This window comes from Bradyrhizobium sp. HKCCYLR20261 (assembly GCF_051168435.1).
GTDB lineage: Bacteria > Pseudomonadota > Alphaproteobacteria > Rhizobiales > Xanthobacteraceae > Bradyrhizobium.
Window position 1 is genome coordinate 118,305 of record NZ_JBNPUZ010000012.1, and the last position, 14,484, is coordinate 132,788.

Consider the following 14,484-nt stretch of genomic DNA (forward strand, 5'->3'; position numbering starts at 1 on the left):
CGATATGCTGAACAAGGTCTCCAGCGAGCCGCGGGGAGAAATCGCGATGTCGGCCAAGAACGGCTCCATCAAACTCGTCGCCGGCAACTCCAATCCGCCTCTCGCCGCCGCCATCGCGACCGAGCTCGGTCTGCAGCTGACGAAGGCGGTGGTCCGGCGCTTCGCCGACATGGAGATCTTCGTCGAGATCCAGGAGAACGTCCGCGGCTCCGACGTCTTCATCATCCAGTCGACGTCCTATCCGGCGAACGACCTGCTGATGGAACTGCTGATCATCACCGATGCGCTGCGCCGAGCCTCCGCGCGCCGCATCACCGCCGTGGTTCCGTATTTCGGCTACGCCCGGCAGGATCGCAAGTCCGGCTCGCGCACGCCGATCTCCGCCAAGCTGGTCGCCAATCTGATCACCCATGCCGGCGTTGACCGCGTCATGACGCTCGACCTGCATGCCGGCCAGATCCAGGGCTTCTTCGACATCCCGACCGACAATCTGTTCGCCGCGCCGCTGATGGTGCGCGACATCAAGGAGCGGTTCGACCTCTCCAACGTCATGGTGGTGTCGCCCGACGTCGGCGGCGTGGCGCGCGCCCGCGGCCTTGCCAAGCGCATCAACGCGCCGCTCGCGATCGTCGACAAGCGTCGTGAGCGTCCCGGCGAGTCCGAGGTCATGAACGTGATCGGCGACGTCTCGGGTCACACCTGCATCCTGATCGACGACATCGTCGATTCCGGCGGCACGCTGGTGAACGCCGCCGATGCGCTGCTGAAATACGGCGCGAAGGACGTCTACGCCTACATCACCCACGGCGTGCTCTCCGGCGGCGCCGCGACCCGCATCAGTTCGTCGCGGCTGAAGGAGCTCGTCATCACCGACTCCATCCTGCCGACCGAAGCCGTCCGCAATGCGCCGAACATCCGCGCGCTGCCGATCGCCCCGCTGATCGCGGAAGCCATCGGCCGCACGGCGGCGGAAGAGTCGGTGTCGAGCCTGTTCGACTGAGATTGCCGGCTGCAAGGGGCTGGCCGAGGCATCGCGGCTGCGACTCTCGAAGGCTCTTGCACCAAGCTGATCGTCCCGCATCGGAAGCCTCGCTTTGGTCCCCATTGTCATTCCCTGCGAAAGCGGGGAATCCAGTACGCTGCGGCGCATCGGTTCAATCACAAGCGTCTCGGAGTACTGGATCGCCCGGTCAAGCCGGGCGATGACGGCAGAGTTTGTCGCAATCAGTTCGCTTGCACTCCGTCATTGCGAGCGAAGCGAAGCAATCCAGAGTCCCGCCCACGACTCTGGATTGCTTCGTCGCTGCGCTCCTCGCAATGACGCCTGCGGCATCTTTCATGACGGCAACTATCGACAGCATCGCAGGTACACCTCCGCGATCTCGCGGCGCATGTTGCGTCCGAGCTTTGATCTCGCAATCGCCCTCATCCAAAAGAGGGCGCAGGGAAGACCGGGCGCTGGCCGCGCCCGTGGCCCGCCTGCGGAAAAAAATGCAGGCGGCAGGTACCACAGGTCTGGCCTGATACACCCGGCCCTCCCTGCGCGATGGCTTTAACGGCTGCTTCGCAGTCTCCCCGGTGCGCCGGGCTTTCTGGCCACCGTTGCCTGCGCGGCGCGTGAGCGCCGGCACAAGCGTGACACCAGCATCGGGGTGCCAGGACCGTGCGACTTGACCGTGCGTGCCGGATCGTTCGTCGGCGCGACATCAGCCACGCTGCGACCCGACACACCCACCGCATTCCGCTGCCGACGTCCGTGACGACCGCGATACGTCCCCTCCGACGCAACGAAACGAGCGGCACCATACTGCTGATTTGGCGAAGTCGTCAAGCGATTTATCTTTATCCGAAATCAAAGAATCCCTGGAGGAACCGACTGAGATTCTCCTTGGCAGATGCCGGCGGATTAGGTCTGCGCTCATCCGCCCTACGCATTCTCGTCCTACATCATCGGAAGCAGCAGCCTTCACTCCGTCATCATTCCGGGGCGCGCGGAGCGACGAAGTCGCGTGAGTGCGAGCCCGGAATCCATATCCACGATCACCTGCCGTGAATCGAAACATCCGCCCGGGGCTCCTTTCACGTCACAAACTACTGCCTGTGGTTATGGATTCCGGGCTCATTCGCGTTCACGCAATGGCTTCGCCATTTCGCGAACGCGAATGCCCCGGAATGACGTGTGGAAAGAGGGACGGCCGAACGAGACACCACCCGGCTGACCGGCAATCGCCATTCCCCGCGCCTTGCACGGTTCGCCCCATTCAGTCAAAACATCTCCGACGACCCCAAGGACAACAACAAGAACACGCATCGAGCCCTGCCCCTCATGTTCAGCGCCATCGAACGGCCCGCAGGGCCGCCGCCAGGCCTCCGTCAGATCGCCCGTGATTTCGGACCGCTCCATGCCTCGCATGGCTTCATCGGCTGGCTGTTCGCGATCACCGGGCCCGTCGCGATCATCCTGTCGGTCGGCGCCAAGGGCGGGCTGTCGCAAGGCGAGCTCGCGTCGTGGATCTTCGGCGTGTTCTTCATCAACGGGCTGATCACGATCCTGTTGTCATGGCGCTATCGCGAGCCGCTGGTGCTGTTCTGGACCATTCCCGGCACCGTGCTGGTCGGACAGGCGCTGACGCATCTCAGCTTCGCGCAGGTGGTCGGCGCGTTCTACGGCACGGCGCTGCTGATGCTGGTCCTCGGCCTCTCCGGCTGGGTGAAGCGCGCGATGCTGCTGGTGCCGATGCCGATCGTGATGGGCATGGTCGCCGGCGTGTTCCTGCGCTTCGGCCTCGATCTCGTGCGCGCCGTGCTCGGCGAATTCAGCATCGCAGGCCCGATGGCGGTGATCTGGCTGGTGCTGACGGCCGTGCCCGCGCTCGGCCGGCGCTGCCCGCCGATCATCGGCGCGCTGGTGGTCGGCACGCTGGCCGCCATCATGTTCGGCAATTACGATCACGGCGCGTCGTTGCAGCTTGCGCTGATCACGCCGGTGATCCCGACACCGTCCTGGTCGCTGGCGGCGATGATCGAGTTGGTGGTGCCGCTCGCGGTCACCGTGCTGGTGGTGCAGAACAGCCAGGGTTTTGCCGTGCTCGCCGCCGCCGGGCACACCCCGCCGGTCAATCTCGTCACCGTCGCCTGCGGTCTCGGCTCGGCCTTGGCTGCGATCGTCGGCGGCGTCTCGACCTGCCTGACAGGACCGACCAATGCGATCGTCGTCTCCGGCGGCGAGCGCACGGGCCACTACACCGCGGCGATCGCGGTGGGCGTGCTCGCGCTCGGCTTCGGGCTGCTGGCGCCGACCTTCACCGCGCTGCTGCTGATCGCGCCGAAGGCGCTGATCACCACGCTCGCCGGGCTTGCCATGCTGCGCGTGCTGCAGACGGCGTTCGTGACCGCGTTCAAGACACGGTTCTCGCTCGGTGCTCTCATCGCCTTTCTCGTCACCGTCGCCGATGTGCCGCTGCTCAACATCGGCGCTGCGTTCTGGGGCCTGGTGGCGGGGTTCGCGCTGTCATGGCTGCTGGAGCGCGCTGATTTCAACGCGGAGGCAAGCGCCTGACGCGCCTGCCGCATCGCACCACGCTTTGATGTCGCTATCCCGGCCGAGCGGGCAACACGCTGTTGCAGCGCCGCTCAATCGCGCTACACTTCCCGACCAAACAAAAAGTCTTCGGGGAGGATACCAATGACCGCGATCACGCGCCGCAACATGCTTGCGGGCACGGCAGCAGCGGGCGCGCTGGCGCTCACCGGCCAGCCGGCCTGGTCGGAGCCGCAGTGGAAGAAATATGCCGGCACCAAGCTGGAGGTGATCCTGGCCAAGGGGCCGCGCGGCGACAATCTGCAGAAGAACATCAAGGAATTCACCGCGCTGACCGGCATCGAGGTCGAATCCGAGCAGATCCCCGAGCAGCAGCAGCGCCAGAAGGTGGTGATCGAGCTGTCGTCGGGCAAGCCGAGCTTCGACGTGGTGCACCTGAGCTATCACGTGCAGAAGCGGCAGTTCGAGAAGGCCGGCTGGCTCACCGACGTCTCCGACATGATGAAGGATCCGAACCTCACCGCGCCGGACCTCGTCCCGACGGATTTCTCCGCGGCCGGCCTCACTTACGCCAGCAACGACAAGGGCCGCATGTTCTCGCTGCCATGGTCGGTCGACTACTTCATCCTCTACTACAACAAGGAGCTGTTCGCGAAGAAGGGCGTCGAGGTGCCGAAGACGCTCGACGAAATGGTCACGGCCGCGCAGAAGCTGACCGATCCCAAGGACGGCACCTTCGGCTTCGTCGGCCGCGGCCTGCGCAACGCCAACATGACGTTGTGGACGAACTTCTTCCTCAATTACGGCGGCGAGTTCCTCGACGCCAAGGGCAACATCCAGACCGACGGCCCCGAGGCGGTCGAGGCGACCAAGCTGTATCAGAAGCTGCTGACCACCTGCGCGCCCCCCGGCGTCGCCGGCTTCAACTGGATGGAGTCGATGGCCTCGTTCACGCAAGGCCGCTCGGCGATGTGGATCGACGGCGTCGGCTGGGCGCCGCCGCTGGAGGATCCCAATGCCTCGCGCGTCGTCGGCAAGGTCGGCTACACCGTGGTGCCGGCGGGTCCCAAGGGGCAGTTCTCGGCGACCTATGGCGACGGCGTCGGCATTCCCGCGGCGTGCAAGAACAAGGAGGCCGCCTGGCTGCTGTGCCAATGGATGGTCTCGAAGGCGCAAGGCGCGCGCCTGGTGCAGGCCGGCGGCGGCGTGCCGTTCCGCAACTCCGTGCTCAACGATCCCGGCATTCAGAGCGGCGTGAAGATGCCGAAGGAGTGGCTGCAATCGGCGATCGACTCCGGCAAGATCTCGAAGCTCGGCCTGCCCGTGATCATTCCCGTCGCGGAATTCCGCGATCTCGTGGGCGCGGCGCTGACCGCCACGCTGTCGGGCGCCGATCCCGCGACCGAGTTGAAGAAGGCGCATGAGCAGTTCCGCCCGATCCTGGAGCGCAGCGAAAAAGCGTGAGCACGATCGTCGAACAGGCTGGCGCGGCGGCGGAAGCCGTTGCGCCGGAGCGCGCATTGCGGCCACCGTCCTACTGGCCGTTCGTGGTGCCGGCGCTGATCACCGTGCTGGCGGTGATCATCTTTCCCTGGCTGTTCACGATCTGGATGAGCTTTCAGGAATGGAAGGTCGGTTCGCCCACGACCTTCGTCGGACTGTCGAACTATCTGCGGCTGCCGGCTGATCCGCGCTTCGTCGAATCGGTCGGGCACACGCTGTCCTACACGGCGCTGTCCGTGCTGCTGCCGCTGGTACTCGGCACCTTCGCGGCGGTGATCTTCCACGCCCGCTTTCCGGGACGCGGGCTGCTGCGGGCCCTGTTCATCATGCCGATGATGGCGACGCCGGTGGCGATCGCGCTGGTGTGGACGATGATGTTCCACCCGCAGCTCGGCATCCTGAACTACCTGCTGTCCCTCGTCGGCCTGCCGCCGCAGCTCTGGGTGTTCCACCCGGGTACGGTGATCCCGTCGCTGGTGCTGGTCGAAACCTGGCAGTGGACGCCGCTGGTCATGCTGATCGTGCTCGGCGGCATCGCCTCGCTGCCGACCGAGCCCTATGAGAGCGCGCAGATCGACGGCGCCTCGACCTGGCAGATGTTCCGCTACATCACCCTGCCCCTGATCATGCCGTTTCTGTTCATCGCCGCGATGATCCGCGCGATCGACGCCATCAAGAGCTTCGACATCATCTTCGCGATCACGCAAGGTGGGCCCGGCTCGGCGTCCGAGACAATCAACCTCTATCTCTACAGCGTCGCCTTCGTCTATTACGACCTTGGCTATGCCTCGGCGATCGCGGTGGTGTTCTTCGCGCTGATCATCGCGCTGACCGCGCTGCTGCTCCTGCTGCGCCGGCGCGCGCAGTGGAATGCGCTGGGGAACGAGACATGAGCGTGAACACCCTGCTCGGCCGGCTCGGCCTCGCCTTCGGAGTCTTCCTGATCGTCTCGCCGGCGATCCTGTTCTTCCTCTGGATGATCTCGCTGTCGGTGAAGTTCGAGGTCGACAACGCCGCCTATCCGCCGGTGTTCTGGCCGGAGCATTTTGCCTGGAAGAACTACACCGACGTGCTGTCGTCGAACCGCTTCTTCACCTACTTCAAGAACAGCCTGCTGGTGACCGGCGGCGCGACCGCGCTCGCGATGCTGGTCGGCGTGCCCGCCGGCTACGGCATCGCGCGGATGGCCGCGCATAAATCCGCGATCGTGATCCTGATCGCGCGCATCACGCCCGGCCTGTCCTATCTCATTCCGCTGTTTCTCTTGTTTCAGTGGCTCGGCCTGCTCGGCACCTTGTGGCCGCAGATCATCATCCATCTCGTGGTCACCGTGCCGATCGTGATCTGGATCATGATCGGCTATTTCGAGACCACGCCGATCGAGCTCGAGGAGGCCGCGCGCATCGACGGCGCCACGCGCTGGCAGGTTTTCCGCCACGTGGCATTGCCGGTGGCGAAGCCCGGGCTGGCCGTCGCCTTCATCCTTGCGGTGATCTTCTCGTGGAATAACTTCGTGTTCGGCATCGTGCTGGCGGGGCGCGAGACGCGCACGTTACCGGTGGCCGTATATAATATGATTTCATTCGATCAGTTGAGCTGGGGACCGCTCGCGGCGGCGGCGCTGATCGTGACGCTACCGGTGCTGCTGCTAACAGTCACGGCACAACGGCAGATCGTCGCGGGACTGACGGCGGGCGCCGTCAAGGGCGGGTGAGCGGTGCGCTGACACAGCCTCGGCCGCACCTCAGTTCGGTATATGATATGCCTGACGAGAGCCGCGACAGAATGTCCTGTCTGCCTTGGTCAGGCCATGATCTGCACCTTGGTTACCTTGATGGAACCAGGATTCGGCCAACGGCTTGACGCGAGCTGCGCTCGTCTCCAAAGGTCTCTGACTGTTTCCGTGCCGGCTTCGTTTCAGCCGAATACCCCTGCGCCCGCGCGATCGACCGAACCGGGATTGGCGCTCTCGTCGGTCTGTCGTGCAGATCTCTCACCGGCTGAATGCCCGACCGACGAAAGCTGCATGACGTCCGATCGCGACGCCTCCGCGCCTGACCGATTGACTGCCCTGTTGCAGACCGAGCTCTTGGACTCGCCTCCCGAGCCCGGCTTCGACCGCGTCACGCGGCTGACCTCGCGCCTGTTGCAGGCGCCGGCGGCGATCATCGCGCTGGTCGACCGCGACCGGCAGTTCTTCAAGAGCTCGGTCGGGCTGTGCGAGCCCTGGGCCTCGCTGCGCGAGACGCCGCTCAGCCATTCGTTCTGCCAGCATGTGGTGACCTCGTCCGGACCGCTGGTCGTCAACGACGCCACCCAACATCCCCTGGTGAAGGACAATCTCGCGATCCCGAGCCTCGGCGTCATTGCCTATCTCGGCGTGCCCCTGAAGCTGCCGAGCGGCGAGGTCATCGGCGCGCTCTGCGCCATCGATCACCAGCCGCGGCAGTGGAGCGATGACGACATCGCGCAGCTGACGGAGCTCGGCGAGATCGTCATGGACGAGATCGCGCTGCGCACCGAGAACGCGCGGCGACGGACGATCGAACAGCATCAGCGCGTGCTGGTCCATGAGCTCAATCATCGCGTCAAGAACACGCTGGCGCTGGTCGACAGCGTGATCGCGCTCAGCATCCGCGACGATTCCGCGCTGTCCGAGTTCGGCGAGACGCTGCGCGGCCGTATCGCCGCGCTGACCCGCAGCCACGCGCTGGCGCTCGACCGCGGCCGCGAGGCGATCGCGCTGAAGGAGCTGGTCTGCGCCGAGCTCGCGCCGCTGCAATCCGATCGGGTGGTGGTCGACGGTCCCGACGTGCAGCTGTCGCCGGGCATCGCGCTGTATCTGTCGATGGGCTTGCATGAGCTCGTCACCAACGCGGTCAAGTACGGCGCGCTGTCGAACGAGGCGGGACGGGTGGCGCTGAGCTGGACTCATCTTGACGACCGGCTGTGCCTGTCATGGCAGGAAAGCGACGGGCCGGCAGTCACGCCGCCCGCGCGCACCGGCTTCGGCTCGCTGCTGTTCGAGCGCATCCTCGGCAGTGCGCTGAAGGGCCAGGTGACGCGCGATTTCGCAACCAGCGGGCTCAAGGTGACGTTCGACCTGCCGCTGACGTCCTGACGCTCAATCGCGCTGGCCGCGCCGGCGCGTCAGCGTGATCTCGGCCAGGATCGACATCGCGATCTCCTCCGGCGTGATCGCACCGAGATCAAGCCCGGCCGGCGCCTTCACTCTGTCCAGCAACGCCGCGTCGATGCCGTCCTTCAGCAGCTTGTCGCGCAAACTGTCCATCTTGCGCCGGCTGCCGACAAAGGCGTGATACGCCGCCTCGCAGGACAGCGCCGCCCGCAACGCGCCCTGGTCGCCCTTGCCCTGCGTCGACACCACGATGAAGCGGCGGCCGCTGGCGAGGTTGTCCAGCGCGAAGCCGTCGACATGCGCATCAGCTTGCGGCGTCTCGGTGAGATCGGCGGCAGGCGCGGCGAGCGTCACATGATAGCCCAGTGGCCGCGCCTGCGCGGCGAGCGCCAGCGCCACGGGGCTCGCGCCGAGAATGACGAGCGATGGATGCGGCAGCACCGGCTCGACGAAGATGTCCATCGTGCCCTTGCTCGGGCACATGTTGGCGGCGAAGCGCACGCCCTCCTTGGTCTCTCCGGCCTTGACGCCGAGCTCCGCCAGCAGGTTCTCCGGCTGCACCGACACCATCCGCGGCACGCCGTCGGCCAGCGCCTCCCGCGCCGCCTTCAGCACCGCGCCGCGCGCGCAGCCGCCGCCGATCCACCCCGCGACGATGCTGCCGTCAGGACGGATGATCGCCTTGGCGCCGGCCTTGGCGGCGGTCACCGACACCGTGCGCACGACCGTGGCGAGCACGAAGCTTTCCTCGTTGGCTTTCAGCTGGGCAGCGAGATCGAGCATCTCCGTGGACATTGTCATGGACGAGCTCCTCTTGACGGCATGGCCTCACAACCTCGCCAGATACGGCTCGAGCGCCGCGAGCGAATTCAGCGTGTGCGCGGGCGCGTAGAGATCGACATAAGGCAGCGCGGCCTTGATGCCGCGCGCTTCAGGCGCGTAGCCGTCCCAGCCGAGCATCGGATTGAGCCAGACGATGCGGCGGCAGCGGCGGCGCAGTTGCGTCATCTCACGACCAAGCAAATCAGGATCACCGGTGTCGTAGCCGTCGGAGACGATCATCACGCAGGTGCGCGAATGGATGACGCGCGCGGCATGCCAGCGGTTGAAGGTCTGCAGGCTCTCGCCGATGCGGGTGCCGCCGCCCGCGCCCTGCGCCATCATCGAGAGACGGTCGAGCGCGCGCGCCGCGTCGCGCTCCTTCATCGCGTCGGAGACGTAGGCGAGCCGGGTGTGAAACAGGAACGCCTCGGCCTCGCGAAACGTATCGAGCACGCCGTGGATGAAGCGCAGGAACACCGCCGTGTAGGCGCTCATCGAGCCGGAGGCGTCGAGCAGCACGACGAGGCGCAGCGGCTTCATCTTGCGGCGGCGATGCACCAGCGCAATCGGCACGCCGCCATGGCTGATGTTGCGATGGATGGTCCGGCGCAGATCGAGGCGCTCGCCCTTGCGGCGCAATTGATCGCGCCGCGTCAGCCGCGTGCGCATCGCCTGCGCAAGCCGCGCCGCGGCCTCATGCGCCAGCGCGATTTGGTCGGGATCGGCGAGCCTGCGGAAGTCCGTGTCGCTGATCGCCTCCACGCGCGAGGCACCTTCGCGCTGGCCCTCACCGGACGCCTCACGCGGTGTCTCATCGGAGGGCACCTGGTCGGTCGCGCCCTGCGGACCACGCTCGCCCGCGCCGGCATCCTGCAGGCTCTTCAGCGATGGACTATTTGCCGCCTGCTGTGATCCCGACGCGAGCACCCGCGAACGCGCGCGCTTGCCGAGCCAGAATGCGTCGAACAGACCGTCGAAACGATCCCATTCGCTCTTGCGTGCCGCGAACAGATGCTTGAAGGCGGAGCGCAGCAGGCCGGGCCTGTCGGCATAGCCAGCTGCCATCACCGCAGCGGCGTCCTGTCCTTCGGGCATTCCGACTGCAAAGCCGTCGTCGCGCAGCGTCCGCAGGAAGGCGCCAAGGCGGCCGGCGACCAGCCGCGCCACCGCGTCCAGGTCCTCATGATCGGGCGTGGCGCCGCAGCAGCTCATGCGACCTTCCCCAGCAAGCGCGCCGAGACCTCGCGGGTGATGCGGGCGCGGTCCTCATGGGTCTTCAGCAGGCAGATCAGCGTGTCGTGGATGACCTCCGGCTGGTCCTTGAGATCGCGGATATCCAGCCCGACCAGCGCCGCGACCCAGTCCAGCGTCTCGGCGACACCGGGCACCTTGCGCAGCTCCTCCTTGCGCAGGCCCTCGACCATCCGCGCGATCTGCAGCGCGAGCTGCGCGGAGGCGCCGTCGATCCGCGCCAGGATGATCCGCGCCTCGCGATCGACGTCGGGGTAGTCGACATAGTGATACAGGCAGCGCCGGCGCAGCGCGTCGGACAGCTCGCGGGTGCCGTTCGAGGTCAGCACCACATGCGGGATGCTGGTGGCCGTGATCGTGCCGAGTTCTGGGATCGAGACCTGGAAGTCGGACAGCAGCTCCAGCAGGAACGCCTCGAACTCGTCGTCGGCGCGATCGATCTCGTCGATCAGCAGCACCGGCGGAGTGGCGCGGCGGATCGCGGCGAGCAAGGGACGCTCGAGCAGATATTTCTCGGAGAATATTTGGTCCTCGATGACATCGGCATGCCCGCGATGCGCCTCGATCGCGAGCAGCTGGCGCTGATAGTTCCACTCATAGAGCGCAGCGCTCTGGTCGAGACCCTCATAGCATTGCAAACGGATCAGCTCGGTGCCATGCACGGCGGCCAGCGCCTTGGCCACCTCGGTCTTGCCGACGCCGGCCTCGCCCTCCAGCAGCAGCGGCCGCTTCAGCAACTGCATCAGCGCAATCGCCGTCGCCAGTTCGCCATCGGCGATGTAGCCGCAGGCGGCGAGAGATTGCGCGATGTCGTCGCGGGTTTTCATGTTGGTTGGGTTCTCGATCTCGCCTCGAAGTCGGTGCGTTCCCTCCCCCCTTGTGGGGGAGGGCTAGGGAGGGGGGTGGCCCGAAGCGACACTGCCGCCGGAGACCCCCACCCCCGACCCTCCCCGCAAGGGGGAGGGGAGCGCACTGCCGATGCCGCTATGTCTTTTCCAGCAATTTCGTTCGCTCTCTCGGCGTCATTGCGAGCGAAGCGAAGCAATCCAGGGGCTCGGGTGGGACTCCGGATTGCGTCGTCGCTTCGCTCCTCGCAATGACGGCAGTGCTCAAGGATCCAGTCTACGCCACTACCCCCAGGTTCTTCGCCGCCTGCCAGTTGCGCCAGAAATCGTGGGGCATCTGGATGTGGGTCGCGCCGAGGAACGCGAACGCGTCGTTGACCGCGTTCGAGAACGCCGGCACGCCGCCGACATTGGGGCTTTCGCCGACGCCCTTGGCGCCGATCGGGTGGTGCGGCGACGGGGTCACCGTGTAGTCGGTCTCCCAATGCGGCGTCTCGACCGCGGTCGGCATGAAGAAATCCATGAACGAGCCGGTGACGACGTTGCCCTCCGAATCGTAGCGGATCTCCTGGCCCATCGCGATGGCGAAGGCCTCGGTGAGGCCGCCATGGACCTGGCCTTCGATGATCATCGGGTTAATGCGGGTGCCGCAATCGTCGAGCGCGTAGAAGCGCCGGACCTTGTACACGCCGGTGTCGACATCGATGTCCATCACGCAGAGATAGGCGCCGAACGGATAGGTCATGTTGGGCGGATCGTAGTAGCTCACCGCCTCCAGCCCCGGCTCCATGCCCGGGGGCACCGAGTTGTACGCCGCCCAGCAGATGTCCTTCATCGACATCGCCTTCTCCGGCAGGCCCTTGACCCGGAAGCCGTCGATGTCCCATTCGAGGTCGTCCTCGTGGACCTCGAGCTTGTAGGCCGCGATCATCTGCGCCTTGGCCTTGATCTTGCGCGCCGCCATCGCGATCGCCGCGCCGGCGACCGGCGTCGAGCGGGAGCCGTAGGTGCCGAGGCCGTAAGGCGCGGTGTCGGTGTTGCCCTCCTCGACCATGATGTTGTCGGCGGGAATGCCGATCTCGCTGGCGATGATCTGCGCCCAGGTGGTCTCGTGCCCCTGGCCCTGGCTCTTGGTGCCCATCCGCGCGATGCCGGCGCCGGTCGGGTGCAGCCGGATCTCGCAGGAATCGAACATCGCGATCCCCAGGATGTCGCAGTTCTTCGACGGGCCGGCGCCGACGATCTCGGTGAAGAAGCCGATGCCGATGCCCATGATCTCGCGGGTCTCACCACGCTTGAACGCCGCGCGCTTCTCGGCCTGCTCCTTGCGCAGACCCGCGTAGTCGACGGTCTCCATCATCTTGCGCATGGCGGTGTGGTAGTCGCCGGAATCATATTCCCACCCCAAGGCCGAGTGGTAGGGAAACTGCTCCGGCTTGACGAAGTTCTTCAGGCGCAGCTCCGCCGGATCCATCCCGAGCTTCTGCGCCAGAATGTCCATCGCGCGCTCGATGCAATAGGCCGCCTCGGTGACGCGGAAGGAGCAGCGATAGGCGACACCGCCCGGCGCCTTGTTGGTGTAGACGCCGTCGACCGCGAGATGCGCCACCGGGAAGTCGTAGGAGCCGGTGACGATGTTGAAGAAGCCGGCTGGCCATTTCGACGGATCGGCGCAGGCATCGAAGCCGCCGTGGTCGGCCAGCACGTGGACGCGCAGGCCAGTGACCTTGCCGTCCTTGGTCGCCGCGATCTCGGTCGTCATGTGATAGTCGCGCGCGAACGCGGTCGCGGTGAGGTTCTCGATGCGGTCCTCGACCCACTTCACGGGCTTGCCGGTGACGATCGAGGCCACCGCCGCGCAGATGTAACCCGGATAGGCGCCGACCTTGTTGCCGAAGCCGCCGCCGATGTCGGGCGCGATGACATGGATCTTCTGCTCAGGGAGCTTCGCGATCAACGACACCACGGTGCGGATGACGTGCGGCGCCTGGAACGTGCCCCAGATCGTCAGCTCGCCCTTGATCTTGTCGAACGAGCAGACGCACTGGCATGTCTCGAGCGGCGACGGGTGGGTGCGGTGATAGGAGATCATCTCCTTGATCGTGACATCCGCCTTCTTGAACGCGGCTTCGGTCAGCTCCTTGTCGCCGACGGTCCATTCGAAGATGTGGTTGTGATGCTTGCGGGGCCCGTGCGCGCCCGTGGTCTTGCCGGCAAGGTCCTCGCGCAGCACAGGCGCATCCGGGTCCATCGCCTTGAACGGGTCGACCAGCACCGGCAGCGGCTCGTAGTCGACGACCACCTTGGAGACGCCGTCATCGGCGGCGTAGCGGTCGGTGGCGACGACGAAGGCGACCTCCTGGTTCTGGAACAGCACCTTGCCGTCGGCGAGCACCATCTGCACATCGCCGGCCAAGGTCGGCATCCAGGCGAGGTTGACGGTCTTCAAGGTCTCGGCGGTGATCACCGCGAGCACGCCAGGCACCTTCAGCGCCTCGTCGGCGTGGATCGCCTTGACGCGGGCATGGGCATGCGGCGAGCGCACGAAGTCGCCATGCAGCATGCCCGGCAGCTTGACGTCATCGACGTAGTTGCCCTTGCCTTGGGTGAAGCGGATGTCCTCGACGCGCTTGCGCCGGCAGCCCATGCCTTCGAGGGCGGCTTCGCGTTGTTCCCGCGTGGGAGTCATGTCGTTCATTCCGCGGCCTCCTGGAATTCAACGCCGTTGATCTTGGCGGCGGCGTATTGGATCGCCTTGACGATGTTCTGATAGCCGGTGCAGCGGCAGATGTTGCCGGAGATGCCTGCGCGGATCTCGGCTTCCGTCGGCGATGGATTCTCCTTCAGCAGCCGATGGGCGCGCAGGATCATGCCGGGCGTGCAGAAGCCGCATTGCAGGCCGTGCATCATGCGAAAGCCTTCCTGCAGCGGCGACAAGGTGCCATCGGCATTGGCCATGCCTTCGATCGTGGTGATCTCAGCGCCATTGGCCTGCACCGCCAGCATGGTGCAGCTCTTCACGCTCATGCCGTCGATATCGATCGTGCAGGCGCCGCAATGGCTGGTCTCGCAGCCGATATGCGTGCCGGTGAGCTGTGCCTGCTCGCGCAGGAAGTGGACCAGAAGCGTGCGCGGCTCCGCGAGGCCTTCGACCTCGCTGCCGTTCACCTTCATCGTGACGTGGGTTTTGGGCATTCGGTGCTCCCTGAAGACGTCTTTGAACTTTGGGCCAAGCTATCAGCCGCGATCTCGGTGCGCTCCCCTCCCCCTTGCGGGGAGGGGTCGGGGGTGGGGGTCCACGGCGGCGGTCTCGCTTGGGGCTACCCCCCTCCCCGCCCCTCCCCCACAAGGGGGGAGGGAGAGGAGAAAGCGTGCCGTGAGGC

The 14,484-nt window shown here is 65.9% G+C and carries 11 protein-coding genes; 6 read left to right on the plus strand and 5 right to left on the minus strand.

Annotated elements, in window-relative coordinates:
- The first annotated feature begins 46 nt into the window (after window positions 1–46).
- The 6 genes from ACQR1L_RS24765 to ACQR1L_RS24790 all read left to right on the plus strand — a co-directional run bounded on the left by ACQR1L_RS24765 (window position 47) and on the right by ACQR1L_RS24790 (window position 8,165).
- Window positions 47–1,000 (plus strand): ribose-phosphate pyrophosphokinase, encoded by a 954-nt coding sequence (locus tag ACQR1L_RS24765; protein WP_434860590.1) that lies wholly within the window; start codon window positions 47–49, stop codon window positions 998–1,000.
- A 1,326-nt stretch (window positions 1,001–2,326) separates the two neighbouring features.
- Window positions 2,327–3,559: a benzoate/H(+) symporter BenE family transporter gene (locus tag ACQR1L_RS24770; protein WP_434860529.1), complete on the plus strand. Its 1,233-nt coding sequence runs from the start codon at window positions 2,327–2,329 to the stop codon at window positions 3,557–3,559.
- Window positions 3,560–3,685: 126 nt separating this feature from the next.
- On the plus strand, window positions 3,686–5,005 hold the full coding sequence (locus ACQR1L_RS24775; RefSeq protein ID WP_434860530.1) for an ABC transporter substrate-binding protein: 1,320 nt from the start codon (window positions 3,686–3,688) through the stop codon (window positions 5,003–5,005).
- Window positions 5,002–5,937: a carbohydrate ABC transporter permease gene (locus ACQR1L_RS24780; protein ID WP_434860531.1), complete on the plus strand. Its 936-nt coding sequence runs from the start codon at window positions 5,002–5,004 to the stop codon at window positions 5,935–5,937. The genes ACQR1L_RS24775 and ACQR1L_RS24780 overlap by 4 nt, the downstream gene beginning before the upstream one ends.
- Window positions 5,934–6,758, plus strand: a complete 825-nt coding sequence (locus ACQR1L_RS24785; RefSeq protein WP_006609281.1) for a carbohydrate ABC transporter permease — start codon at window positions 5,934–5,936, stop codon at window positions 6,756–6,758. The genes ACQR1L_RS24780 and ACQR1L_RS24785 overlap by 4 nt, the downstream gene beginning before the upstream one ends.
- A 312-nt stretch (window positions 6,759–7,070) precedes the next feature.
- Window positions 7,071–8,165 (plus strand): HWE histidine kinase domain-containing protein, encoded by a 1,095-nt coding sequence (locus tag ACQR1L_RS24790; RefSeq protein ID WP_434860532.1) that lies wholly within the window; start codon window positions 7,071–7,073, stop codon window positions 8,163–8,165.
- 3 nt (window positions 8,166–8,168) lie between these two features.
- On the opposite strand, the gene ACQR1L_RS24795 is transcribed toward ACQR1L_RS24790, so the two are convergent.
- The 5 genes from ACQR1L_RS24795 to ACQR1L_RS24815 all read right to left on the minus strand — a co-directional run bounded on the left by ACQR1L_RS24795 (window position 8,169) and on the right by ACQR1L_RS24815 (window position 14,296).
- Entirely contained in the window at window positions 8,169–8,984 is an 816-nt protein-coding gene (locus ACQR1L_RS24795) for an XdhC family protein (RefSeq protein ID WP_434860533.1), read from the minus strand.
- Window positions 8,985–9,011: 27 nt separating this feature from the next.
- Complete coding sequence (locus ACQR1L_RS24800) at window positions 9,012–10,217, minus strand: vWA domain-containing protein (RefSeq protein ID WP_434860534.1); 1,206 nt, start codon at window positions 10,215–10,217, stop codon at window positions 9,012–9,014.
- The gene (locus ACQR1L_RS24805; protein ID WP_434860535.1) at window positions 10,214–11,083 is read right to left on the minus strand and encodes an AAA family ATPase; all 870 of its coding nucleotides are present in this window, start codon (window positions 11,081–11,083) and stop codon (window positions 10,214–10,216) included. The genes ACQR1L_RS24800 and ACQR1L_RS24805 overlap by 4 nt, the downstream gene beginning before the upstream one ends.
- A gap of 295 nt (window positions 11,084–11,378) precedes the next feature.
- A complete protein-coding gene (locus ACQR1L_RS24810) occupies window positions 11,379–13,799 on the minus strand; it encodes an aerobic carbon-monoxide dehydrogenase large subunit (protein WP_434860536.1) in 2,421 nt (806 codons plus the stop codon).
- Window positions 13,796–14,296, minus strand: a complete 501-nt coding sequence (locus ACQR1L_RS24815) for a (2Fe-2S)-binding protein (protein ID WP_087877671.1) — start codon at window positions 14,294–14,296, stop codon at window positions 13,796–13,798. Before ACQR1L_RS24815 ends, ACQR1L_RS24810 begins: the two co-directional genes overlap by 4 nt.
- Window positions 14,297–14,484 lie beyond the last annotated feature (188 nt).

Coding starts and splice junctions, on each gene's coding strand:
- ACQR1L_RS24765 (WP_434860590.1), top strand. CDS start 47: ATGTCGGCCAAGAACGGCTCCATCAAACTCGTCGCCGGCAACTCCAAT.
- ACQR1L_RS24770 (WP_434860529.1), top strand. CDS start 2,327: ATGTTCAGCGCCATCGAACGGCCCGCAGGGCCGCCGCCAGGCCTCCGT.
- ACQR1L_RS24775 (WP_434860530.1), top strand. CDS start 3,686: ATGACCGCGATCACGCGCCGCAACATGCTTGCGGGCACGGCAGCAGCG.
- ACQR1L_RS24785 (WP_006609281.1), top strand. CDS start 5,934: ATGAGCGTGAACACCCTGCTCGGCCGGCTCGGCCTCGCCTTCGGAGTC.
- ACQR1L_RS24790 (WP_434860532.1), top strand. CDS start 7,071: ATGACGTCCGATCGCGACGCCTCCGCGCCTGACCGATTGACTGCCCTG.
- ACQR1L_RS24795 (WP_434860533.1), bottom strand. CDS start 8,984: ATGACAATGTCCACGGAGATGCTCGATCTCGCTGCCCAGCTGAAAGCC.
- ACQR1L_RS24800 (WP_434860534.1), bottom strand. CDS start 10,217: ATGAGCTGCTGCGGCGCCACGCCCGATCATGAGGACCTGGACGCGGTG.
- ACQR1L_RS24805 (WP_434860535.1), bottom strand. CDS start 11,083: ATGAAAACCCGCGACGACATCGCGCAATCTCTCGCCGCCTGCGGCTAC.
- ACQR1L_RS24810 (WP_434860536.1), bottom strand. CDS start 13,799: ATGAACGACATGACTCCCACGCGGGAACAACGCGAAGCCGCCCTCGAA.
- ACQR1L_RS24815 (WP_087877671.1), bottom strand. CDS start 14,296: ATGCCCAAAACCCACGTCACGATGAAGGTGAACGGCAGCGAGGTCGAA.